Annotated in this window: 18 protein-coding genes; 3 read left to right on the top strand and 15 right to left on the bottom strand. The window is 42.6% G+C overall.

Features of this window, described 5'->3' with window-relative positions; translation table 11 throughout:
* The first annotated feature begins 31 nt into the window (after window positions 1-31).
* Entirely contained in the window at window positions 32-703 is a 672-nt protein-coding gene (locus tag IGI77_RS05535) for a cyclic nucleotide-binding domain-containing protein (protein WP_086338508.1), read from the top strand.
* A 120-nt stretch (window positions 704-823) separates the two neighbouring features.
* Here the strand turns inward: IGI77_RS05535 and IGI77_RS05530 are convergent, their stop codons facing one another.
* From IGI77_RS05530 to IGI77_RS05520, 3 genes are all read right to left on the bottom strand, one after another.
* Entirely contained in the window at window positions 824-2,266 is a 1,443-nt protein-coding gene (locus IGI77_RS05530) for a glycoside hydrolase family 32 protein (protein WP_438769653.1), read from the bottom strand.
* Window positions 2,267-2,309: 43 nt separating this feature from the next.
* Window positions 2,310-3,686, bottom strand: coding sequence for a PTS transporter subunit EIIC (locus tag IGI77_RS05525; RefSeq protein WP_015509272.1), 1,377 nt, complete (start codon window positions 3,684-3,686; stop codon window positions 2,310-2,312).
* 146 nt (window positions 3,687-3,832) lie between these two features.
* Window positions 3,833-4,828, bottom strand: a complete 996-nt coding sequence (locus IGI77_RS05520) for a LacI family DNA-binding transcriptional regulator (protein ID WP_086294834.1) — start codon at window positions 4,826-4,828, stop codon at window positions 3,833-3,835.
* 364 nt (window positions 4,829-5,192) lie between these two features.
* On the opposite strand from IGI77_RS05520, the gene mazE reads away from it, so the two are divergent.
* Window positions 5,193-5,423 carry a type II toxin-antitoxin system PemI/MazE family antitoxin gene (gene mazE / locus IGI77_RS05515; RefSeq protein ID WP_074534981.1) on the top strand — a complete coding sequence of 77 codons (231 nt, stop codon included), beginning with the start codon at window positions 5,193-5,195 and terminating at the stop codon, window positions 5,421-5,423.
* A 283-nt stretch (window positions 5,424-5,706) separates the two neighbouring features.
* On the opposite strand, the gene IGI77_RS05510 is transcribed toward mazE, so the two are convergent.
* The 5 genes from IGI77_RS05510 to IGI77_RS05490 all read right to left on the bottom strand — a co-directional run bounded on the left by IGI77_RS05510 (window position 5,707) and on the right by IGI77_RS05490 (window position 15,441).
* Window positions 5,707-6,048, bottom strand: coding sequence for a DUF7006 family protein (locus tag IGI77_RS05510; RefSeq protein ID WP_081343842.1), 342 nt, complete (start codon window positions 6,046-6,048; stop codon window positions 5,707-5,709).
* Window positions 6,049-6,225: 177 nt separating this feature from the next.
* Complete coding sequence (locus IGI77_RS05505; RefSeq protein WP_438769652.1) at window positions 6,226-11,094, bottom strand: MucBP domain-containing protein; 4,869 nt, start codon at window positions 11,092-11,094, stop codon at window positions 6,226-6,228.
* Between the two features lie 247 nt (window positions 11,095-11,341).
* Window positions 11,342-12,820: a helix-turn-helix domain-containing protein gene (locus IGI77_RS05500; protein ID WP_438769651.1), complete on the bottom strand. Its 1,479-nt coding sequence runs from the start codon at window positions 12,818-12,820 to the stop codon at window positions 11,342-11,344.
* A 550-nt stretch (window positions 12,821-13,370) separates the two neighbouring features.
* Window positions 13,371-14,681 carry an NCS2 family permease gene (locus IGI77_RS05495; protein WP_016610053.1) on the bottom strand — a complete coding sequence of 437 codons (1,311 nt, stop codon included), beginning with the start codon at window positions 14,679-14,681 and terminating at the stop codon, window positions 13,371-13,373.
* A gap of 160 nt (window positions 14,682-14,841) precedes the next feature.
* The gene (locus IGI77_RS05490) at window positions 14,842-15,441 is read right to left on the bottom strand and encodes an NUDIX hydrolase N-terminal domain-containing protein (RefSeq protein WP_115232071.1); all 600 of its coding nucleotides are present in this window, start codon (window positions 15,439-15,441) and stop codon (window positions 14,842-14,844) included.
* Between the two features lie 189 nt (window positions 15,442-15,630).
* Here IGI77_RS05490 and IGI77_RS05485 point away from each other — a divergent pair, with 189 nt between their 5' ends.
* Entirely contained in the window at window positions 15,631-16,635 is a 1,005-nt protein-coding gene (locus tag IGI77_RS05485; RefSeq protein ID WP_438770511.1) for a DUF389 domain-containing protein, read from the top strand.
* A gap of 43 nt (window positions 16,636-16,678) precedes the next feature.
* On the opposite strand, the gene IGI77_RS05480 is transcribed toward IGI77_RS05485, so the two are convergent.
* The 7 genes from IGI77_RS05480 to IGI77_RS05450 form a co-directional block, all read right to left on the bottom strand.
* The gene (locus tag IGI77_RS05480; RefSeq protein ID WP_142973750.1) at window positions 16,679-17,305 is read right to left on the bottom strand and encodes an AAA family ATPase; all 627 of its coding nucleotides are present in this window, start codon (window positions 17,303-17,305) and stop codon (window positions 16,679-16,681) included.
* Complete coding sequence (locus IGI77_RS05475; protein WP_438769650.1) at window positions 17,306-18,172, bottom strand: class II fructose-bisphosphate aldolase; 867 nt, start codon at window positions 18,170-18,172, stop codon at window positions 17,306-17,308.
* 22 nt (window positions 18,173-18,194) lie between these two features.
* Entirely contained in the window at window positions 18,195-18,587 is a 393-nt protein-coding gene (locus tag IGI77_RS05470; protein WP_270787735.1) for a tetratricopeptide repeat protein, read from the bottom strand.
* An 18-nt stretch (window positions 18,588-18,605) separates the two neighbouring features.
* Window positions 18,606-19,895, bottom strand: a complete 1,290-nt coding sequence (locus IGI77_RS05465; RefSeq protein WP_016610046.1) for a PTS sugar transporter subunit IIC — start codon at window positions 19,893-19,895, stop codon at window positions 18,606-18,608.
* A gap of 31 nt (window positions 19,896-19,926) precedes the next feature.
* A complete protein-coding gene (locus tag IGI77_RS05460; protein WP_005225455.1) occupies window positions 19,927-20,229 on the bottom strand; it encodes a PTS sugar transporter subunit IIB in 303 nt (100 codons plus the stop codon).
* A gap of 24 nt (window positions 20,230-20,253) precedes the next feature.
* Window positions 20,254-22,323 (bottom strand): BglG family transcription antiterminator, encoded by a 2,070-nt coding sequence (locus IGI77_RS05455; protein ID WP_142964318.1) that lies wholly within the window; start codon window positions 22,321-22,323, stop codon window positions 20,254-20,256.
* Between the two features lie 237 nt (window positions 22,324-22,560).
* Window positions 22,561-23,610 (bottom strand): FUSC family protein, encoded by a 1,050-nt coding sequence (locus IGI77_RS05450; protein WP_074534970.1) that lies wholly within the window; start codon window positions 23,608-23,610, stop codon window positions 22,561-22,563.
* Window positions 23,611-23,861: the final 251 nt, after the last annotated feature.

Here is a 23,861-nt window from a genome sequence, read left to right as displayed (position 1 = left end):
CAGGAGATTTCTCCTAGTTTGGAGGGAAAAAGTGAAAAAAACCGCTTATGCCTTGGCAATAAAGCAGGTACCAATCAAAGAAAGCTGCCCCTTGCCGATTCCTGAGGAGATTTTACAACAAAGTGCCCTCTGGACCTTTGATCATCGAGAAGCGATCCAAAAAGAAACGGTGCCGATGTCGGTCTTTTTCGTCCTATTGACTGGCAAAGCCAAGATCATTCAAACGCAAGAAAACGGCAAACGTGCCTTGCTGCAGTTTCTCCATCCTGGTGATTGCATTGGCGATCTCACGTTGATTGGCGCCGAAACAGTACCGAAAACCGTGGTTGCGATCGGTGAAACAACATGTCTGGGCATTCCGATGCAAGCAGCAGCTCACGGGCTCATGCAAGACCTGGCTTTCGTACAAACACTAGGCAAAACTATCGGTGAAAAATTGCTGCTGCGTATGGATCATTTTTCCGTCAATCAAACCTATCCCTTAGCTTGGCGCCTTGCTCATCTACTGTTGGAAGCTTCGATCGATGATCTTTTTCAAGAAAAATTGACGGAGACCGCAGAATACTTAGGCGTGAGCTATCGCCATTTGACGTATACCTTAAAAGATTTCAAAATGCAAAAACTAGTCACAAAAACTGCAGACGGCTATCGGATCGATGCGCCTGCGCTGCAGACCTTTATCCAAAACCAACAAAAGCAGTAACAAGCAAATAACGACAGCAAAATAGTTGGTATGATGCCCCCTAAAAGCCAGAGAAAAAGCTGACTCTTGGGGGTGCAACAAGAAAAACCAACTGTTTGCTGTCGTTTTCGGATCGTTGTTTTATTTTTTCGCCAATGCCCAAGCATTGACACAAACCGTGCCGGTTCCGCTGAGAGCGATCGCCTCGGTCCGTTTGGGATACACGCGAGAGGTCAAACAATATTGCCCGCCATTTAGGAAGATCTCAATCGAAGACGTATCGACAAAAATCTGCAGCTGCGTCAGTTCATCGACCTTGACACTGCGCTGTTTACGACCGTAGCCAGAAACGCCATGATGGATCGTGAAGACACCAGCTTCATAAGCCAAAGTCGTATCTTGCAAAAGCCCCAGCTGGAACTGCTGCAATGGGACTTCCGCCGTAACTTGCAACTCATATGCCAATTCATCGAAAGACAAGTGCTGCGGTTTCTCTGAAAGCACAATTTTTTTGCTGACTTGCTTGTCTCGCAATTTTTTAAATTCTGGCAAAGGTTCTTGATACAACTGGTCATTTTTGACCGAAAGCTGTCTTGGCAGCGTTGCGGCATGCTGCCAGCCGCGAGGGATCGTAGGATTGCTGTATTCAGGACTGGTATCCCCTAGCCCCATCCAGCCCCACAAGATCCGACGTTTCTGCTCATCTTCAAAGGTTTGCGGGGCATAGAAGTCAAACCCATAATCAAGTTCACGAAACGCAGAAGTTTCTTTAAACGTCAGGGTTTCCCAATCCACCTCACCGATCAGATACCCTGATTGATGAATATTTTGGTAGGCATGTTCTTTGGCTGCCAAGCCTTGCGGTGAGAAGACCAACACATCTTTGCCATCTAAATGGAAGTAGTCTGGGCATTCCCACATGTAGCCTAGAGCATAGTCCTCACCGAAAAAGATTCCTCGATAGGTCCATTCATTTAAATCCGTCGATTCATAAATCAAAATTTTGCCTTCGTTTTCCAACGTACGCGCGCCTAGCAGCATATAGTAGGTGTCTTCGTGGGCAAAAACCTTTGGGTCACGAATATGATCGGTAAATCCTTCAGGGTAGTCCTCATGAGGAATCACGACTTCTTGCTTTTCGACGGTATAGCCGTCTTTGCTGATTACATGGACCGTGTTTTGTTCTCGTCCACTAAAGGTATAGTCATGATCACCTGAATGTTTGACATTCCCAGTATAGAAGAAATGGATCGCGTCATTCTCGATAAAGGCAGAGCCCGAGTAGACCCCGTCTTTGTCATAGTCGTGTTCGGGAGAAAGAAACAGCGCTTCTTCTTGAAACGTGACATAATCCGTCGACGTTTTGTGTCCCCAGTGGGGTGGTTCCCCGCCATGGGGCGTTTGCGGTACATATTGATGGTAAAAATGAACCACGCCTTTGAATTGGCAAAGACCGTTCGGGTCGTTCATCCATCCTGTTTCTGGCATCAAATGATAGTTCAAGCGCCACGCATCAGCACTGATTTTTTCTGCTAAATCGTTTTGGGTTTGGGCAAGTTGTGCCCAGTATTCCTTCGTTAACAATGTGGTACCTCTTTTCTCTTGCCGATGAACAACAAGGGATTATTTATTGGTTCAACTCTTTGGCTAGCGGCTTGCGCTGCAATTGGACACCAGCAAAACCGACACCAAAGGCAATCAAAATCACGACAACGTATTTCAGCATGGCACCGAAATCTCCAGTATACAACAACAGTCCTGGAATAAAAGTGATGCCCATCCCAGTGGCAGCTAATTGGAAGACATACGTCGCAAACCCACCGACTGCGCCTCCCAGCATGCCTGCGCCAAAAATCCGCATCGAGCGTAAGTTGACCCCAAATAGTAAAGGTTCAGTGATCCCAAATAAGGTTGGAACCGCCGCACTGATGGCATTTGAGCGTTTGACTTTGTTTTTATAAATAAATGCCGCAGCGATCGCAGCCCCAAATTGTCCCGCCATACTTGCTGTACCTAAGACTTGTAGGACGTTTTCGCCTGTCGTATTCAATAACCCTAACTCAATAATACTTAACGAATGGTGCAATCCAGTGATTACGATCACTTGCTGAACCCCTCCGTAAATGATATAACCGATGCCCAATGGTGCTTGCACCAAGTAGACGATACTGTTGATGACTGCTCTTTCAGCTACTTGCAAGATTGGTCCTAACGCAAACAAAATCAAACCTAAAGTAATGACAATCGTTAAGAATGGTGTCACGATCAAGTCCATCATTTGCGGAACAAATTTACGGAACCATTTTTCTAGCTTAGAAACTAAGATCCCGACAATAATTGCTGGAAAAATCGACCCTTGATACCCAGAGATCGATAAACCGAATAAGTGCAATGGCTCTGCATCCCCGCTGGCAACTGCCCAAGCGTTCGGCAATTGCGGTGCCACCATCATCAATCCTACCACGATCCCAATGATCGGATTACCGCCGAATTTTTTCGTCGCACTATAGGCGATCAAAACAGGTAAAAAGGCAAACGCTGTATCCGTTAACATTTCAAACATAGCTAACCAGTCAGCACTATAAGTGACCCCCAACTCGGTCAATAATCCCCGAATCCCCATCAAAAGCCCCGTCGTTACCAAAGCTGGAATCAATGGCACCAAGACATCTGACAACGTGCGGACAACTTTTTGGACGGGTGACAGATTCGAATAGACATCGTCTTTGAAGCCAGCTTTATCAGCGGAGGCGTCATTGCCCATTTCTGCTGCGAAGGCTTGATAAACTTCATTGACTTTTCCTGTTCCAAAAATGAACTGATGCTGTCCCGTGTTGAAAAAATAGCCCTTGCTGCCCTCAACTGCTTCCGCTTTGTCTTTATCTACTAACTGATCGTCTTTCAAAATCAAGCGCAAACGTGTGGCACAGTGTTCAAAGTTTTTGACATTTTCTTTGCCGCCAACAGCTTCTAACACTTGGTCGATCGTTTTTTGTTCCTTCATTTTTCCCACTCCTTTGATCGTCGGTCCATTTGTGGAACCGGTTCTACATTTGTAGATTAACAGAAACCGTTTGCAATTGCAAGCAAAGAAAATAAAAAAACAGAACGCCGCAACTGGACGTCCTGTTTTCTCTAAAAATGTTTGCTTTATTTCTCCTGCTTGTCAAGCTTGGCAGTCGACTGTTTGACCACTAATCGATTCGGTAATTCGATCACCTCAGGAACCTCTTCCCCTTGCGTCAGTTTTTGGATCGTTAAGACGGCATCGATGCCTAATTGGACATAGGGATATTGGGTCGTTGTGATGGTCGGATAGACATAATCCGTCGAATCATAACCGCCAAATCCGTTCAAGGAAAAGTCTTGCGGCACTTGATACCCTAGTTCATGGGCGGCTTTCAATACAGCAACAGCAATATTGTCGGTAGCACAGGCGATGTACGTTGCCGTTTGATCTTTCAAGAACACAAGGGCTTTTTGGTACGTTTCTCTTCTTGAAAAGGACGTTTCGATAAAGTCGACTTTGACGTTGGGCGTTTGTGCCAAGACATCAAGAAATCCTTTTTTCCGCAAGACACCTACCGCATAATCATTTTCGCTGACACCAACAAATAAATAACGTCGGTGGCCAGCGCTGACTGCATATTCTGCCATGGTTTTGCCAGCTTGATAATCTTCATGGACGATGGAATGAATGCCAGCTAACTGTTGACCTAACAATAAAACAGGCATAGGAACCTCTGCCAGCACCGCTTGCAGCTGCGGCGTGATTTTGCGCGCAAACAGGATCATCCCTGCTACTTTTTGTTTGACCAGCATTTCGATATTTTCTAATTCCCGTTCATCGCTTTGATCAGAGTTGGTGATCAGCATTTGATAGCCGTTTTCCCGTGCCGTCGTATCGATCCCTTTCAACACATCATTTGTCGATGGTGAATTTAGTCGAGGAATGATCACGCCCAGCAATTTCGTGTCTTGGGCTTTCAGCGAACGAGCAAATGTATTGGGGCGATAGCCAGTTTCAGCAATGATCTGATCAATTTTTTTGCGCTTTTCTTCACTGATATAGCCATTGTTCAGATAGCGGGAAACCGTACTTTTCGCTACTCCCGCCTTTTCAGCAATGTCCTTGATCGTTGTCATGATTTCCCACCTTTGCGTTTTCTTTTATTATAACAATAACAGAAAGAAAAGCGCAGTTTTTGCGTGAAAATTGTTGGGTTGGGCGGTTTTGGAAGGAAGTTTCACTTTTTCGTTGCTTTAATACCCTGGTCATTGGTATGTCATAAATGATCCATCTAAAAAACTTCGTAATTCTGCTTAAAATCTAACATCTATTTTTCTGAGATGTTCATCCATCTTTTCAAACAATATTTCATTGCGGTTTCTTATCTATCTTATGTAAAGTGCGTTTTGAACTTTTGATGTGTTCAAAATACATTAAATCTCACTGTTGTCTTCTCCTTCCATAGTATTGCAAGGTATACTATCTCTAAGAGGTGATACTATGCTTATTACTAAATCAAGTCTACAAGGCAATTCCATCGTCGTTACGCTTCCTTCTGATAACGGAAAAAATCCTCCTGAAAACCAAGAATATATTGTTGTCTACGCAGAGGATGGGACGATCATTCTTGTTCCTAAAATTGAAGATCCTTTTAATGGTGGAGTGGAATCAGAGTTTTATGAAAAAGATGCGTGGGAAGACCTTTCATCTGAAGGGAAAATGATTTTTTAGTAACTAATGTTCAAACATACATTTCCAAAAAGCGACTATCGCTTGGATCGACTTTGCCCCTTCGGCTGGAAAGGAAATTCAAAAAAAAGACGTCCTGGCTTAGATATTTAACCGTTATTCGATTCTGATCATTTTTATAGCAAGCGGCATATAATAAAAAAACCAGCTAAGCTGCGCTTAACTGGTTTTTTCATTAGTAGAAATCGTACTTTAACTTTACTTTAAATCACCTCTACCCACGGTCCATCTTAACCCCGATGCTTTTTCGATAAGTTGCTATTTTTCAGCAGACATTAAATACTATTGAGTACTTCGTTTGCATACTAAGATCGTACCCACACAATTCTTTAAAATAATTTTGATAATCACTTTCAATAATTCTTATAATGTCGGCTTCTGAAAAATCCTCATACTTTGATAAATCAGCTAATAGACTCAGTTTCGCATCAATCCCAAGAATTTTAGGAAAAACCTTCCAAAACGTTTCTTTCGAAATTTCATCTATCAATTGATTTAACCGTTCCAGTTGTTTTTCTAAGTAGTCTTCCAGCATGTCTTTCTCTCTTGGCAGAGATCTAATCTCTTCTAGAAAATATTCGTTATATTCTTTTTTCGTCGAAAACATCAATTCAATTGAACTCCTTTCCACTTTTTACTGATTATTACCATCTACTATAAAAGTAAACCGTGATCCTCTTCATTTAGTGAATGATTTTTCTGAAGTTTTTTTAGATTTGAGAAAGCAGCAAAACCTCCACGGGCTTTGCTGCTTTCTTTTTATATTGACTATTCTAAAAACTAATTATCTTGTTTTTTTCTTCTTGTCAAAGATAATGAAAATGGCAAATAACAGTAGCAGCGATCCAACAATGATCATGATTCGTTGTCCAACCATCGCTTCCCCAGTATTGGGAAGTTTTGGATCGTTAGAATCTTCCTTCTCATTTTCTGGATTCTCTTTTTCAGGTGTATTTTGCCCACCGTTATTTTCTTCTTTATGATAGACATAAATCACTTCTTGCACGTCATTCGTAAACGTTCCAGATGCGTTATCTGGTATTTCCTTCACGGTCCAACCAGAAATTTCTTTTGGCTTACTCTCGTATGGCAGACCAACTTTTCCGCTTAGAATCGTTGGTTCTGATAGTTGATTTCCTTCGGTATCTTCATATTTGACTGTTACAGGTGCCGCATCTGAACGGTCATAGATATAGATTACTTCTTGCGCTTCTTCAGTAAACGTTCCAGACACATTGCTTGGCATTTCTGACACATACCAGCCTGGAATTTCTTTCGGTTCGCTTTCATATGGCAGACCAACTTTTCCGCTTAGAATCGTTGGTTCCGAAAGCTGATTCCCTTCGGTATCCTCATACTTAACTGTTACAGGTGCCGCATCCGAGCGGTCGTAAACATAGATCACTTCCTGTGGATCTTCGCTAAAAATTCCATGAGCATTGCTTGGCATTTCTGACACATACCACCCTGGAATTTCTTTTGGTTCGCTTTCGTATGGTAAGCCAACTTTCCCACTTAATATCGTTGGCTCCGAGAGCTGATTCCCTTCGGTATCCTCATACTTGACTGTTACAGGTGCCGCATCCGAACGGTCATAGACATAGACCACTTCCTGCGCTTCTTTTCCGAAAATTCCACGGGCATTGCTTGGTGTTTCTGGTACATACCACCCTGGAATTTCTTTCGGTTCGCTCTCGTATGGCAGACCGACTTTTCCACTTAAGATCGTTGGTTCCGAAAGTTGATTACCTTCGATGTCTTCATATTTAACTGTTACAGGTGCCGCATCTGAACGGTCATAGATATAGATTACTTTTTGCGCTTCTTCACCGAAAATTCCATGAGCATTGCTTGGCATTTCTGGCACATACCAGCCTGGGATTTCTTTCGGTTCGCTTTCATATGGCAATCCAACTTTTCCGCTTAAGATCGTTGGTTCCGAAAGTTGATTTCCTTCGGTGTCTTCATACTTGACGGTTACAGGTGCCGCATCCGAGCGGTCGTAAACATAGATCACTTCCTGTGGATCTTCGCTAAAAATTCCATGAGCATTGCTTGGCGTTTCTGGAACATACCACCCATGGATTTCTTTTGGTTCACTTTCATATGGCAGACCAATTTTTCCGCTTAGAATCGTAGGTTCTGACAATTGATTTCCTTTGTCATCTTCATACTTGACCGTCACTGGTGCCGCATCCGAACGGTCATAGACATAGACCACTTCTTGCGCTTCTTTTCCGAAAATTCCATGAGCATTGCTTGGCGTTTCTGGCACATACCACCCTGGAATTTCTTTTGGTTCGCTTTCGTATGGCAGACCAACTTTCCCGCTTAGAATCGTTGGTTCCGACAATTGATTTCCTTCGGCATCCTCATACTTGACGGTTACAGGTGCCGCATCTGAACGGTCATAGATATAGATTACTTTTTGCGCTTCTTCAGTAAACGTTCCAGACACATTGCTTGGCATTTCTGGCACATACCACCCTGGAATTTCTTTCGGTTCGCTTTCATATGGCAGACCAACTTTTCCGCTTAGAATCGTTGGTTCCGAAAGCTGATTCCCTTCGCCATCTTCATACTTGACCGTCACTGGTGCTGCATCCGAACGGTCATAGATATAGATTACTTCTTGCGCTTCTTCAGTAAACGTTCCATGAGCATTGCTTGGTGTCTCGGGCACATACCAGCCTGGAATTTCTTTTGGTTCGCTTTCGTATGGTAAGCCAACTTTTCCACTTAAGATCGTTGGCTCCGATAGCTGATTCCCTTCGGTATCCTCATACTTAACTGTTACGGGGGCTGCATCCGATCGATCATAGATATAGACCACTTCTTGCGCTTCTTTTCCGAAAATTCCATGAGCATTGCTTGGTGTCTCTGACACATACCACCCTGGAATTTCTTTTGGTTCGCTTTCGTATGGCAGACCAACTTTCCCGCTTAGAATCATTGGTTCTGACAGTTGATTTCCTTCGGTGTCTTCATATTTGACTGTTACGGGTGCCGCATCGGAGCGATTGTAAACATAGATTACTGCTTGCGCTTCTTCAGTAAACGTTCCATGAGCATTGCTTGGCATTTCTGGCACATACCACCCTGGAATTTCTTTTGGTTCGCTCTCGTATGGTAAGCCAACTTTTCCGCTTAGAATCGTCGGTTCCGACAGTTGATTTCCTTCGCCATCTTCATACTTGACCGTCACTGGTGCCGCATCCGAACGATCATAGATATAGATTACTTCTTGCGCTTCTTTTCCGAAAATTCCATGAGCATTGCTTGGTGTTTCTGGCACATACCACCCTGGAATTTCTTTTGGTTCGCTTTCGTATGGTAAGCCAACTTTTCCGCTTAAAATCGTAGGTTCCGAAAGTTGGTTTCCTTCGCCATCTTCATATTTGACGGTTATAGGTGCCGCATCCGAGCGGTCGTAAACATAGATCACTTCCTGTGGGTCTTCGCTAAAAATTCCACGAGTATTGCTTGGCATTTCTGGAACATACCAACCTGGAATTTCTTTGGGTTCGCTCTCGTATGGCAGACCAACTTTTCCGCTTAAAATCGTAGGTTCTGATAGTTGATTTCCTTCGGTGTCTTCATATTTGACTGTTACGGGGGCTGCATCCGAACGGTCATAGATATAGATTACTTCTTGCGCTTCTTCAGTAAACGTTCCATGAGCATTGCTTGGCATTTCTGGCACATACCAACCTTGAATTTCTTTTGGTTCGCTTTCGTATGGTAAGCCAACTTTTCCGCTTAATATCGTTGGCTCCGAAAGTTGTTTTCCTTCAGTATCCTCATACTTGACTGTCACTGGTGCCGCATCTTTATGTTCTATTTTTTCCCAAATATAGGTTCCTGGAATGGTTCCGTCATATAAGTCCATAAAATCAAACGAGGATTCATAAACCATTGGTACACTTGGCTCATTCCCATAAGCATCTTCTTTTTGTATCCACCTGCCAGTATATCCGTTCTCAATAAGAATCTCTGGTAAACGAGTAGACGTAGAAAAGATCGAATGCTCGCCTACTACTAGTTCGTTCAATTGTTTCGCGTCTAAAAACATCTGAGCCATACTTTCCACTATCGATGTGTCGAAATTTGATACATCAAGCTTTTCTATGGCTGATTCGCGAAACATCCACCACATATTGGTTACTTTCGCGGTATTCCAATTTGACAGATCTAAGTTTTTCAATGCTCTTGTATACTGGAACATTTCTCTAATATCAGTGACATTTTCAGTATTCCAGTTGGATACATCGAGAGAAGTTAAAGAATGAGTGGAGGCAAACATGTTTCTCATATCAGTTACGCTAGATGTATCCCAATTGCTAACACTAAATTCAGTTGGTACCCGTACTCCGCTGAACATATACGCCATATTTGTTACTTTGTTTGTTTTCCAATTGCTTGTATCAAGTGATGTCAATCTTGAAGCATTTCTAAACATGCTTAACATGCTCGTCACATTCTCTGTATTCCAATTAGATACGTCCAGAACTTCTAAATGAGGTAAGTTCTCAAACATCCAATTCATATTTGTTACATTAGATACATTCCAGTTTGAAACATCTAATTGACTCAGTGAACTATTTCCTCTATTGAATCCTCCAGCAAACATGCCATCCATCCGTTCTACTTTAGAGACATTCCAGTTGGATACATCCAAAGAGGTCAAATTCTTCTTTCCCCCAAACATATACCTCATATCTGTTACATTTCCTGTCTTCCATTTAGATACATCCAAAACAGTTAACGGTGTTACTGGGCTAGCAGGATTATCTAATTCTCTGAACATTTCTGCCATGTTTGTAACATTTGAAGTGTCCCAGTTAGACACATCTAACTCTTCCAAACCATAAGCATATCTAAACATGGCGAACATGTTAGTAACTTTAGAAGTGTCCCAGTTCGAAACGTCCACTTTTTTTAATTTTGGTAATCTAGCAAACATGCTTGCCATTGTCGTCACTTGGGAAGTATTAAAATTATTCCCATTTTCTATAATCATAAGCTCACTTAAATCACTGAATAAAACCGCAGAATTTACTGGCAACAATACTGGTGCCTTAACAACGATTTGTGTCACAGACGTGTAGGTTTTCCAAGGCGCAGTTGCAACGGTACCCGCATTTCCTTCTTCTAACACAATTGTTTTCGTTTCTTCATCCCACGTCCACGGAACAGTTCCCCATACGCTTTCCGCAATTTCATCTGACTCTTCATGACTGTCTTCCTTACTACTGTCTTCTGCACTACTATCTACTGATTCTTCATGACTGTCTTCTGTACTACTATCTAATGTAGCTTCACTGGAGTTTTCCTCAGAAGAGCTTTCAGATGAATCTGCCTCTATACCACTGTCTGTTTCGGTATGTTCCCCAGATCCATTGGTACTTATGTTTTCTTCAGTTGCTGTCGACGGTTGATCGTCTTCTATCAATTGCCTTTCTTCATAATGATCTGCATTTCCATCCGCCAATTCACTTAGAAACCCTTCAGCAACAGAAACATCCGTCATTTTCAAATTATTTTCTAAGCTGTCGTTTTGAGAGCCATCCTTTACTGTATTAGCAAATACAGTGAGCGGCTGTCCTAGAGTCATTGCAATGACCAACATTATGTAACCTAACTTGCGTATCACTTCCCTAACACTCCTTTTCTTTTTAACGTAAACTTCTTGAAACATGAAAAATAATTATTCATGCAGACACTGCCGAATTGGTAGAATAATCTATCACGAGCTTGGAAGTTCTAAACAAAAGTATATAAGGATGTTTTTTAATAAAAAAATCATGTTTTTCACCCTAGGGGGAAATTAAGTATAAAAAAACCTATGCAAAAGGCTTTCTTTCCTTCTGAATAGGTAAAAAATAGGGTTATTATTTTAATTATTTTATAAGTTCGAACATTTTTGGTTCGATCGTTTTGAATAAGAGTTCCCAATCTTGTTTATCTGGAACTGTTTTCAACAATAGGCAGTTGGTGCTCACCTTATACTCTGACAAGTATTCACTGTAGTTTGTCACAATTAAATCAATATCTTCTTGGTTTAAGAATTCTTCCGTCAAAGCTGGAATCGTAATAAAAAAGATTTGATGACGATCACCAAAGTATTGATATACTCGCGATCTTATCAATTGACAGACATACAGATCGCCTTCTAATAAAAAAACAATTCTCTTGCTTTTGTACAAATACTGTTCTTTCAATCTTTCTCCCAGCAAAGTTAAGCTCGCCGTAATATCTTCCAAAAAGTCTTCTGTTATTCCTGATTCAGCGAAAAAGGAGCGCAAAAAGTGATGATTGTTGATGTATGATTCTTTGCATTCATGTTTTGTTTTCTCTATGATTTCTGACATTATTCTATTTTGAACTGGTGAAATTAGATGATTCACGTACCTAGAAAGGAAGAACGCACGATAGATCCATAAAAGTTCTGATGTATACAACTCAGGCGAGCAATTCTTGAGATAGTTTTCAGTTAAATGAGCAAAAGAATCAATGCGCTGCAATTGCGTACAGAATACCTTATCTTGGTCTATTTGATCAAAAGGCCGTTTGGCAATCGTTACTAAAAATAGCCAACAGAGCTCATCTGCACATAATTCCACTTGATAGATCTTTTGAATTCTTTGCTGAATCAAGAATAAATTAAGAAAATCCTTGTTATTCCTAACACTCTTGTAAAGATTTGTTGGTACATTGATCCTCTTTCCCTGACGTACTCGCTCGATAGCAATATATAAATTATAGTAAAATTCATTTGGAGAAGTACCTGTACCAATCGTAATTTCCTTGATTTTAGATAAAAAAGTTTGATAGATCAATTCATGAATCTCTTTTGGAGGAACCAACGTATGAGGGGTCATTTCCCCTTCATAGTAAAAATCTTTGAAAAACTTTCGGATGTTTGCTTCATCGCCTTTTAAATCAATTGGAGTGAGTGATAGTTTTAATCCGTATTCTTTAAGAACCGGCTCAATTTGTCTCAAATAGCGTCGAAATGACGTTTCTGATATGTGAAATCGGTCAATTAATTCTGCTACATCCTCTAGCTCTCCATAGAAAACGTTTCCCAATAATTCAAACAAAATTTCATTTTGCAATAGTTTTTCTTTTTGTTCAATAAATCGAAGGGAGTTCTTTTTTTCGAAAAGGTACCCATTGTTCGTTGAAACAATTTGCGCACTATCAGAAAAATACTCCTTTAGCTTATTTATATCAGTTAAAATCGTCCGTTCTGAAACATCATTTAGTTTAGCTAATTGACCCTTAGTCGCTTTTTGTGTCCGCTCAAAAAGATTCAATATACGAAACCAGCGAATAGTTGTTGGATCAACAATAAACTTTAACTGCAGATCTTTCATCCTAACACCTCCCAACTTTATAGAAAATCATACCATGTATTTTTAACCCATAATCATTTTTTCATTCCTTTTCTAACTTACTACATTTTCTCAATGATGTGAACGTCACTTGTAAATGAATATTTTTTTGCTATTGATCAAAGACTCTAGTCAAAAAATATCAAAACAATTACTGCTGAAAAGAAGGCGTTATTTATCTAATCTAAACAAAGAACAATTGAAGTAAGAAAGCCTATAAAAAATCAGCTACGCCAAACCTTTTCCTTTTGCATGTGCTATCATTTGATTGAAGAAAATTATAAGTTAGAATCAATGATTCGTTTTTTTAAATCAGAATAAAATCATATGAATGTTAGGTAAAAATAGATTGCCTTAACCACTCCTCGTATTTGTAAAAAATGAAAAAAACTACTATTCAGCATCCATCGCTTTAATAAACACTGTTTTTACTTTTTCAGTTTGTATTTATCAACTCTTATTCTCAATACAAAAAAAACAGCTAAGCCACAAGCTTAACTGTTCTTTCTTTTATAATTGATAAACGTCTCTCTCACACATTCAAAATCCACATAAACCCAAGAAAGACAAAGAACAAGCCGTACATGATTGGTGAGACTTCTTTGCCGCGTTTGGCTGCTAACATGGTGATTGGGTAAAAGATGAAACCCAAGGCGATCCCATCGGAGATGCTGTAGGTCAACGGCATGCCTAGTAGAATCAAGAAGGCTGGGATTGCGATTTCCATTTCGTGCCATTTGATTTCTCGTAGCGATTGTGCCATCAGCACACCTACGACGATCAGAGCTGGTGCCGTCACTTGGGAAGTAACAACGGATAGCAATGGTGAAAAGAACAAGCCGAACAAGAAGAAAACTCCAGTCGTCACGGCAGTCAAGCCAGAGCGACCGCCCACGGCGATCCCAGCGGAGGATTCGACATATGCGCCTACTGGTGAAGTCCCTAATAAAGAACCAGCGAGCATGGCGGTGGAGTCAGAAGCAAGTGCTTTGCCGACCCGCGGCATTTTGTTGTCTTTCATAAAGCCCGCTTGATTGGCAAGTCCCACCAAGGTGCCTGCCGTATCAAAGAAAGTGACGAGTAAGAAAGTCAGTACTACGACCCACATTTGCAGGGAGTTGATGTCTCCTACATGGTTTAGCGCCACTAAGAATGTGGACGAAATACTCGGTGCAGCAGAAACGATACTGGATGGTGCTTGGATCAAGCCAGTCAAAAGACCTAAAACAGTTGTTGCGGCCATCCCGATAAAAATTCCACCAGGAACTCTGCGAACCATCAAGACGGCAGTGATCACTAAACCAAAAATCGTCAGCCACGTCGTACCGACACTCAATGAGCCTAGTGCCACAAGGGTCGAATCATCGGAAACGATAATCCCGCCTTCGCTCAATCCCAAAAAGGCGATAAACAGACCGATCCCACCAGAGATGGCATATTTTAAATCAGCAGGAATCGCATCAATGATCAGCTCCCGTAATTTGAAGATCGTGATCACGATGAAAATCAGTGATGCCACAAACACACCCGCTAATGCTGTTTGCCATGGAACCCCCATTCCAATACAGACTGAATAAGAAAAGAAGGCGTTGATTCCTAATGCGGGTGCCGTAGCGATCGGGTATTTTGCTAAAACTCCCATCAAAATACAGCCCAATGCGCTGGCTAACGCCGTTGCCGTAAAGACGGCACCTTCGTCCATCCCCGATGCCCCAAGGACCGTTGGATTGACGAATAAAATATAGGCCATCGAGATAAAGGTGGTAAAACCAGCTAAGATTTCTCGTTTGACCGTTGTTTGTAAGGCATCCAGCCCAAAAAAGGAATTGATTTGATTCTTCATTTTTACTCCTCCAGCAATCAAGCAAAGGTGTCGCCATTGCTTGATTTTTTATAATGAAAACGACGAAATCAATCATAAACCAACTTTATCTGCAAGTAAATATTATCCAGTTAAAAAAACCAATAAAACGCTTTTTCCAACATCTTACCCTTAGCTGTTTTTAATCAACGTGTAACGACTTCTCATTCACCAATTGCTCCAGTTGTTCCTTGGTGGTGCGCTTGATGGAAAGCTTCGGCAGCTCCTTCAACGAAAAGTAATCGCTGTTGGAGGTTTCACTGTTTTTGATGAAGTCCCCTGCCAAAACATCACAGGCAAAGACCAGCTTATAGTATTGAAACACTTGCGGAATGTCTGGTCTTAGATTCGTATCAAAAATTGCTCGCAGCTCCTTGACCTCAACGAGTAAGCCAGTTTCTTCCAGCACTTCTTTTTTGATGTTTTCCCGTGGCGTCAAGCCAATTTCTGCATAGCCTCCTGGCAGTGACCATTCTTTCGTCAGGCTGTCTTCCACCAGCAAGATTTTTTCGCCTTTTTGGATCAATGCTCGTACATCGACTTTGGGCGTAGGATAGCCCTCATTTTTTTCTGTTAAAAGGGTCAACGCAGCTGCGTCTTGATCCACGACGGTACTCATCAAATGCAATGCCAACTCTTTGATCTCTTGGTAACGTTCCTTATCGTACACATCTTTGCCATAGTACAAACCTGCTTCAGCGATCGATAACAGGCGTTTGTATTGCGCAAAATAGTCTTTCATCCATTCCCCACCTTTTCCATTTCTCTGATATGCTTCTTATTCTAGAGGAAATCGGCGGTTTTGCAAAAGATTGGCAACCCAATCATTGAATTCTCGTTGCTATCATCACCTGATAGACGCAGATTTTTGTAAAATCAGCCGATTTAAGGGACAATGAAAAGAGCAGAACGATTTTTCTCAGAAAGGATGATGAATGTGAACTTAACGCCTGATTTAGTTTCCAAAGAACAATTGATTGGAAAAATTCAAAAAGATATGGACCAAACGATGCTCGTCTATGCACTTTTAGTTTGTGCAACGCTGATTGCTTCGATTGGTTTGAACTACAACTCTACGACAACGATTATCGGGGCGATGTTGATTTCGCCACTTTTAAATGGGATCAACGGGATCGGCTTTGGTTTAGGTCTTTCCCACTTGCGCTTAGTCAAAAAAGGGCTGCTGGTCTTTAGCATCCAAGTCATCATCGTACTTATCATCTCATTTGCCTTTTTCTTACTCACGCCAGTCAAAGACACAACACCTGAGATCATCACCCAAACGTCTGCGACGATTTGGGATATTTGCGTCGCATTGATCGGTGGTTCCGCACTGGCTTTTGCCAAAGTCAGGGGCCGCGACAACGATGTTATTATCGGCGTCTCCATCGGGACGTCCCTGATTTTGCCGCTTTGTGTGACAGGTTATGGGCTGTCGATCAAAGACTATTCGATTTCATGGGAGTCTGTTCAACTCTTCTTCACCAATTCCTTTTTGATTTGTTTTTCCTTGTTCATTACCATCTGGCTGTTGCAGTATGGGGATTTCCGTCACCAAAAATGGTGGAAGTTTGCCGTGGTTGCCTTACCGATCACGGTCATTGGGAGTTTCTTCGTTTATACGACGATCCAAACGACCATCGTGGAATACCATGCCAAGCGTTTTGTAGAAGCCAAACTGGGGGAACATTATTTGCTGGAGCAAACACTTAATGAGCAGAAACAATCCCTTGAATTAAAACTCGTCGGTGAACCACTCTCGAAACAAGCGGTCGCGCAGCTTGAAGCAAGTCTTGAAAACTATGCTTTGCCCGACTACCAGCTCAAGGTCAATGTCTATTCTGCCAATAAAGAGGGGCAATTTGATGCCAAAGTATTAGCCGAAATCCTCCAAGTCCAAAACCAAGGAACTTCGAAATTTTTGGGCTTAGACTAAAAAAACAGGCGCTGCACTTTTCAGGTGTAGCGCCTGTTTTTCTTCAATTTAAGTCATTGAGTTGTTCAGCGATTCTCTCGATCAACGGGCGATAATCCACTTGCTCGTAATCTTCCACATTGACTTCGATAAGCGCTCCTAACTGAAAGTCATCGTAACGGCGATCAGTGATGATTTGCCGAAACGCTTCTTTGGTTATATGGTTGGTTGCAGCTTGTCTATCTTCCAGTACATCCCCGTAATGGTACCGTTCCATGATGAAACTTAAATGACGGTCATCCGCTCGATCACGTAAGTGACGTCTTTCCCATAAGGTTTCAAAAGAAGCAGTCAAGCGAATGGTCAAGCACTCATAACCATAGCTTTGGGCGAGAAAAGTTAGCAATGGCTTCTGTTTTTCACTAAAAGGGTATTCCGAGACCACCAAGCGTTTTCCTAAAGACATGTACAAGCCCAATGCCTGATAGTAAAAAGGCCAAACATACTGCTTTTCGATCTGGGCTTTTTCTGCCAATGAATCAAAGCCGAGGGATTCGGCATAGCACTCTTTGATTTCATCTGGCGTAAGAGCGAAAAGATCAGGAAAACGTTTCTTCAACAGATTCAGTAAATAACTTTTTCCAGTTCCAGGGCTGCCTGCTAATAAAACAAGCATCTTTTTGCGTACCATCTATTTGCCGATCGCAGTCGGCGCTTTCGTATTCATGAAAAGGCCGATCTTGTGCTTGACGATTTCTTTGATGGCTTCATTGGATGGAATCACGTTGTGGCGCAAAGATTTGTTGACTTCCGTTGCCCCAAAATTTTCTTTCGCAATCTTCGTCCAATTGACCAACAATTCAGTACCTACATTAAACTTGCGAATGCCGTTATTGATCAATTCAGGATAATCTTCTTCTTTGACGCCAGTTCCTCCATGAATGACTAGCGGCACGTCGACGATTGCATGGATCTCCTTCAATAACTCAACATTCACTTCGGTTTTGGAGCGGAATTGACCGTGATTGGTTCCGATAGCGATGGCTAGCGCATCGACGCCAGTAGCAGCGACAAATTCTACCGCATCTTCTGGGCGTGTGAAGACTTTATCGTCTTCTTCCACATGAATGCCTTCTTCTGTGCCGCCGATCGTTCCTAGTTCTCCTTCGACGGACACCCCATGAGCATGAGCGTATTCGACGACTGCGCGCGTTTTCAAAATGTTTTCTTTGAAGGGCAAATGCGAGCCATCATACATCACCGAGCTATAGCCGCTATCAATCGCCGCTTTGATCTCATCGAAATCTCTGGCATGGTCCAAATGCAAGACAGCATCTACTAGCTCGTGATCGGCAATCGTTTTGACGACATTGACCAAGACATCATAGCCGATGTATTTCGCCGTATCGATACTTGTTTGAATGATGATGGGTGCCCCCATCTCTTTGGCTGCCCGCAGCATACTTGGCAGCATTTCTAAATTATGGGTATTAAAAGCCCCCACTGTAAAATTCAATGCTTCTGCTGTTTTCGTTACTTCTTTTAATGTTGTATACATCCTTGATTCCACCTCGTCTAGTTTAATTGCCGCTAATCGTAAGTTGTTTGGCGATTTGCCGCATTTCTTCCATTTTGTCCATGTAATAGTCGATCTTTGCATCGTCGCCGTTTCGTGCGGCGGCGGCACGCTGAGCATTGTAAAGGGACATCAGTTTTTTGTAGCCGTCCCCGATCGATTTTTTCGCCTGCAAGCTTTTTTCCAATGCGTTGATCGCTTCTTCTGTGCGGGAAAGTTTTGCCTGCGCTAAGCCTAACGCTTCATACAATTTTGCTTGTTCGTCGATGTCAGTTTCTGCTTGCAACTGACTTTCTAGATTTGCAATAAGCGCTTCTGCCTCTTGGCTTTCTTCAGCGGTCAAAGGAACCGCTGGTGTTTCTGTGGGCTTTTTTTCTTTTTTGAAAAAAGAGAACATGCGTCTTCCTCCTAGCGATTAAAAGTTTTTCAATAAGGGACTGATGATCCAAGCATATAGCAAGGCTGCCGTAACGGTATCCACATCAGTTGCCGTAGCGTTAACAAAGCCCATTTGATTGAAGATCGTTACAAGTAGGGCTGGCAGTAACGTAATGAAGAAACCGTGAAAGATCCCTCCGATGATCGCCCCTCGACGTCCACCGACCGCATTGCCGAAGATCCCAGCGGTACCGCCTGCAAAGAAGTTCGTCAGCATCCCTGGCAAGATCATCGCCAAGCCAAAGACTGGTAAAACGAACATGGCGATGACTGTCCCAATCGTTGTAGTAATGAAGCCTAAAATAACTGCATTGGGGCTATATGGGAAGAACACTGGGCAATCGAGTGCTGGTTTTGCATCAGGCACCAATTTCATGGCGATCCCACGAAACGCAGGGACGATCTCGCCTAAGAGCAACCGAACGCCAGCTAACAAAACATAGACCCCAACCACGAATTGAATGGCTTGCAAGAAGGCATACATGATGTAATTTTGATCACCAGAGAGCGTAGAAGCAAAGGTTTCTCCAGCAAACAAGACCGTCACGATATACAGTGGAACCATCACGACCATGACAGAAAGATAGGTATCTTGTAAAAATTCAAAAGAACGTGGCAGTTTGATGTCTTCGATCGATTTTTTCTTCTCGCCTCTTTCTCCAAACAGATAGGCAACGCCTGCTTCAAAGAGGTAGCCGATCGTACAGAAATGTCCGAGAGCAATGTCGTCTGACCCAGTGACTTTGCGGATGATGGGCTGAGCCATCGCTGGCATCGCTACGGCAAAGATCGCCCCAATCACCCCACCGACAAGAATCAAGACAACGCCCCGTAAACCAGCGAAATAGCCAAAGACCGTCGTCATGGTCGCCATCCATAAAATGGCTTGACCCGTTAAGAAGATATATTTCCATTTTGTAAAGCGTGCCAATAAAATATTAAAAACAAAGATGGCTAAAAATGTCAGCGCTATGTCCCGACCCAAGCCCAACTCATTCATCGCTTGCCCGTTGATGGCTTCGATGGAAGGAATTATGCCTTGCATGTCGAATCCTTCTGTGAAAATCTCGCCGAAATAGGTCAAACTACCGACGATGATGCTAGAACCAGCGCTTAAAACCTGGAAGCCCAATAGCGTCTTCAAACTTCCTGAAATGACTTGACCTGCTGACTTTTTCTGAAGCAGCAGCCCTAACATCGCGATCAAAGCGATCGTGATCGATGCCTGCGTTAAAATATTATCAATGATAAAATTGATGATGCCCATTTTTTCAAACTCCCTTCGTCATGCCTCTTCCTTACAGTGCGCCTTTTTCCGTTAATACTGGGGTGATTTTTTCTTCGATTTCTGGTTTTGAAACGATGTTGCGTAAATAAATGATTGCGGTTGTCGGGTCCAAAGCAAACTTTTCAAATTGCGTTCGGAAATTCTCTGCTGTAATGATGATGTCTGGTTTCATTGATACCGCTGATGAGATATCGACATGATCCAATTTCGCCTCCACTCCTAATTTCGTTAAGACATCTTCTGTTGACATCTGAGCCGCAAAGCTACTGCCAAGACCTGCACCGCATACGAATAAGATCGATAATTTGTTCATGATTTTTTCCCCTTTTCTTGTTTTTTATGAAAATAGCAATGATTGAAACGCTTCAATCGTAGAGCAAGCCAGCAACTGCGTGACTTTTTCTTCATCATTGATCAGTTCGATCAATTCCTTCATGATGGCAAGATGAGAGTAGGAGTCCACCGCAGCCAAGCAAAAAATGATTTTGACGGGGTCCATTTCTGGGTTCCCAAATGCGACTGGCGGCGCCAAGGTGAGGACACTCACACCCAACTGCTGGGCGCCATCTTCTGGTCGTGCATGCGCCAGCGCCAAATGTTTGCCAATGACGATATAAGGACCGTATTCCTCCACCGCCGCAACCATTGCCTCGATATAGCGTTTTTCGATGATCTGTTCTTTTACTAGCGGCTGCGCAGAGCGTTCAATGGCTTCTTCCCAATTTTGAACAGGAACGTTTAATTGAATATGATTAGCGGATAAAACATCTTTTAACATTGGCTGAATCTCCCTTGCATTAATGGCTAATTGATTTTGTTCAAACAAGTGTGTCAATTTGCGATAGGCGGCAGCATCGACTGTCCCGCCGCTTTCTTCAATCACTGTAAGCAACTGATTGAAGAACAGCGTGGCATTTTTTTGGTCAAAGGCGATCCGCTTGAATTGTTCATTGTTGTTTAAGAAACGGCGGATCACTTGGTGATTTTCTTCATTGATGATCGGTGGTATCAGTAATACCGGCTTTTCTCGATAATCGATCTCATAGGTTGAAAAAACCAGATCCACATCGAATTTCGTAATCAAATTGACTTCTTGTGAATTCAAGACTGCCGCAACTTCTACTTCTGGAAACTTCTCCTTGAGGCTGGCTGCCAGCAGATTGCCGGTTGCCATTCCATGGTTACAGACGACGACCGCCTTATAGCTCGTAATGAGCTCGTGGTTCAATGAACTTAGGGCTGTAGAAAAATGGATCACGAGAAATGTCAGTTCATCTTCTGATAGTGGTTGACCTACGATCTCTTCGATCGTAGGAGCGAAGCCCTTGACGGCTTGGTAGATTTGTCCATAATTTTTGCGAACGGTCTCTTTGATCGGATTGGGTACTTGAATGCCGCTCTTGGCTCGAACGATCAGCGCGGCCATATGTTTATACAATCCCTCTAACAGCTCTTCTTCCTTTTTACTAAAAGGGATCTTGGTTTGGCATTCGACAAATTGAATCAGCTGCAGCGACAAAAGTTGCGCATGCGCCCATTCGATGGAATTGGACAAATCTTTAAAGTTCAGTGACTCGATGATGAAAGAAAGGTAGTTGACTTCGATTTCTGGTGGCTGGATCGAAAAGGTTTCAGCGATCGCCTGAATATAGGCTGATCCTTGGAGCTGATTGCTGGAAGTAGACCAGTTCATGCGAGTGATAAATTCCTTCATTCTGATACGCATCAGCCAAATGGCGGTAAACAATAAGATTTGGCTGCTATACAACTCATTTTGATTTGGCGGCAACACAGCTTGCATCACTAGTTGGATCTGTTTGATTTCTTTTTGCGGCAAATAGCGATAAAGCAATTTCGTAAAGACTAAATCTGGGGTCTGTTTATCAAGTGGCAACCTACCGATCCGCTGATTGATGATGTCAAAAATCATCGTCCGAATCGCTCGTTCCGATCCATTCAACCGCAGTCCTTTTTTTCCTAGGCTGATGATCTCAATGCCATATTTATTGATGTCCGCCCGCAAACGGCGCATGTCTTCATCCATGCTGCTTTTTGATATCTGGTACGCTTCTTCTTTTTTATTCAACACCAGGATCTCTTTTGAAAAGGTCAGATGCAGCAGCAGATCAAAACGACGCTCTTCACGGGTCATATATTCCGACTGTTGTGCGTGTAATGCCTGCCAAACAATGGCTTGCTGTTTCGAGGTCAGTTTCAAAAGGATGCCCTTTCCTCGAAGGGTTTGGATCGGTCCGATGTGTAAGTCAGCAAGAAACGTGTTGATCTCATTCAAATCATTGCGGATCGTCCGCCCACTGGCTGCGGTCTCTTCTGCCAGTTGCTCGATGGATAGTGGATAATCAGTCACCAACAGGCGATGCAAAACATCTACGATTCGTTTTTTCACAACTTTCTCTCCTTCTCTGATTTGAGTATATGATTTCGCTTACAACAAAAAAAGTAGATGTTTCTGCCACTTTATTTTGCAAAAATGTAAACGCTTCTATTTCAAAATAGGAACCTTTGCTCGATTATTTCATATTTCCCTTATTTTTCCTATCCGATGGAGATAACGTTTAGATAGAGGATCAAAGGCAAAAAAAAAGCAAGAGCTGCTGCTCTTGCTTATCGATGATGGTGCATTCTATTGTGTTTGATCCGTCGTGTCTTCTGGTTTGTTTCCCAGTGCTTGCTCCATTTGCTTTACTGCCCAATCCATTAGAAAGATCAACAGCATTGCCAGCACGCTGCCGATCAATGCCCCTGAAAAACGCAATGGGATCAATTTCAGCGGCGTAAAACTAGTACCGATGGTCATTAACAGCAGGACTTGCGGGTTGGTAAAAAAATTAGCAACGGTATAATTGACTGGCATAAAAAACTCCGTCAATATGTTTAGAATGATCAATACCACTGCGATCGCTTCAAGGGGCATATGCAAGGACATCAATAAGAAACCCAGCAGCAGCCCCACGATTCCTCCCAGTACCCTACCAATCGTGCGATTTTTGATTTTTTCCATATGTTCTCCTGCCAAGACGGCAGCAGCAGAAATCAAGATCCAATAGCCGTTGCTGTCCCGCAACAGATAGGCAATGTAGGTCGCAATGAACAATATCAAAGAAAAGTGCAGCGCCTTGATGACCATTTCTGGTTGCTGAGATAATGCTAGCGAATATTTCTCGTGCAAGCTCAGTTGTTGAAAGGCCGTTTTTTCTTCTTTCAACGGCAGCTGTTCAGCCAACGAAATCACCAGTCCAGCAAGCAGTGAGCCTGCGATGCCATAAAGCAAATAGGAACTGTGGTGCAAGATCTCTCCAAGGTGCGCTGCGTGAAAATTAAAGCCGGTGGCATAAAGCATCAACACGAAGAAATAATCGGGCTTGGGGATCCGCATCACTTTTGACAACAAAAACGCAGAAAACGATAACGCACCGATGATAAAAGGTGCGCTCCAAGGAATCAGTGCTGTCCCAGCGCCTAAAATAAATGCCAGCAGCAGCGCAGCGCCGTGGGTCAAAATGGCGCGCAGATTATAAAAAAGGGTCCGATGTTGAAAAGCCAAGTAGGAAAAAGCCCCCATCGCCCCCACAGAACTTATCAAAGGGTCCTGAACGAGGATCCCTATAAACAAAGGAACCGCCATCGCAAACCCTGATCCTAACGGACGCAAGACTTTTCGTTTGTCTTTCATGCAATTCCTCCTATCAAAAAATATGTACGATGATACAGCCGTTTTATAAGCAACGTCCTAAACTAGTATACGAAGCAAAAGATGAATATGCAAATTTTTTTCAGAAACTTTGTGAAATCCTCGCAACGATGTCCTTGATCAATTCAATCGCTCATAGAAAACCGTTCATTCATGAAAGAGCAGCAAAAAGAGAAGCATTCGCTTGGCAACTGATTGCAAGCGAATGCTTCTAGCGATTCCTTTTCTCCCTT

Source organism: Enterococcus sp. DIV0213h (assembly GCF_051711285.1).
Lineage (GTDB): Bacteria > Bacillota > Bacilli > Lactobacillales > Enterococcaceae > Enterococcus_D > Enterococcus_D casseliflavus.
This window is presented reverse-complemented; position numbering and strand designations above follow the sequence as displayed.

Coding starts and splice junctions, on each gene's coding strand:
- IGI77_RS05525 (WP_015509272.1), bottom strand. CDS start 3,686: ATGAAGGAACAAAAAACGATCGACCAAGTGTTAGAAGCTGTTGGCGGC.
- IGI77_RS05520 (WP_086294834.1), bottom strand. CDS start 4,828: ATGACAACGATCAAGGACATTGCTGAAAAGGCGGGAGTAGCGAAAAGT.
- mazE (WP_074534981.1), top strand. CDS start 5,193: ATGCTTATTACTAAATCAAGTCTACAAGGCAATTCCATCGTCGTTACG.
- IGI77_RS05510 (WP_081343842.1), bottom strand. CDS start 6,048: ATGTTTTCGACGAAAAAAGAATATAACGAATATTTTCTAGAAGAGATT.
- IGI77_RS05500 (WP_438769651.1), bottom strand. CDS start 12,820: ATGAAAGATCTGCAGTTAAAGTTTATTGTTGATCCAACAACTATTCGC.
- IGI77_RS05495 (WP_016610053.1), bottom strand. CDS start 14,681: ATGAAGAATCAAATCAATTCCTTTTTTGGGCTGGATGCCTTACAAACA.
- IGI77_RS05490 (WP_115232071.1), bottom strand. CDS start 15,441: ATGAAAGACTATTTTGCGCAATACAAACGCCTGTTATCGATCGCTGAA.
- IGI77_RS05485 (WP_438770511.1), top strand. CDS start 15,631: ATGAATGTGAACTTAACGCCTGATTTAGTTTCCAAAGAACAATTGATT.
- IGI77_RS05480 (WP_142973750.1), bottom strand. CDS start 17,305: ATGGTACGCAAAAAGATGCTTGTTTTATTAGCAGGCAGCCCTGGAACT.
- IGI77_RS05475 (WP_438769650.1), bottom strand. CDS start 18,172: ATGTATACAACATTAAAAGAAGTAACGAAAACAGCAGAAGCATTGAAT.
- IGI77_RS05470 (WP_270787735.1), bottom strand. CDS start 18,587: ATGTTCTCTTTTTTCAAAAAAGAAAAAAAGCCCACAGAAACACCAGCG.
- IGI77_RS05465 (WP_016610046.1), bottom strand. CDS start 19,895: ATGGGCATCATCAATTTTATCATTGATAATATTTTAACGCAGGCATCG.
- IGI77_RS05460 (WP_005225455.1), bottom strand. CDS start 20,229: ATGAACAAATTATCGATCTTATTCGTATGCGGTGCAGGTCTTGGCAGT.
- IGI77_RS05450 (WP_074534970.1), bottom strand. CDS start 23,610: ATGAAAGACAAACGAAAAGTCTTGCGTCCGTTAGGATCAGGGTTTGCG.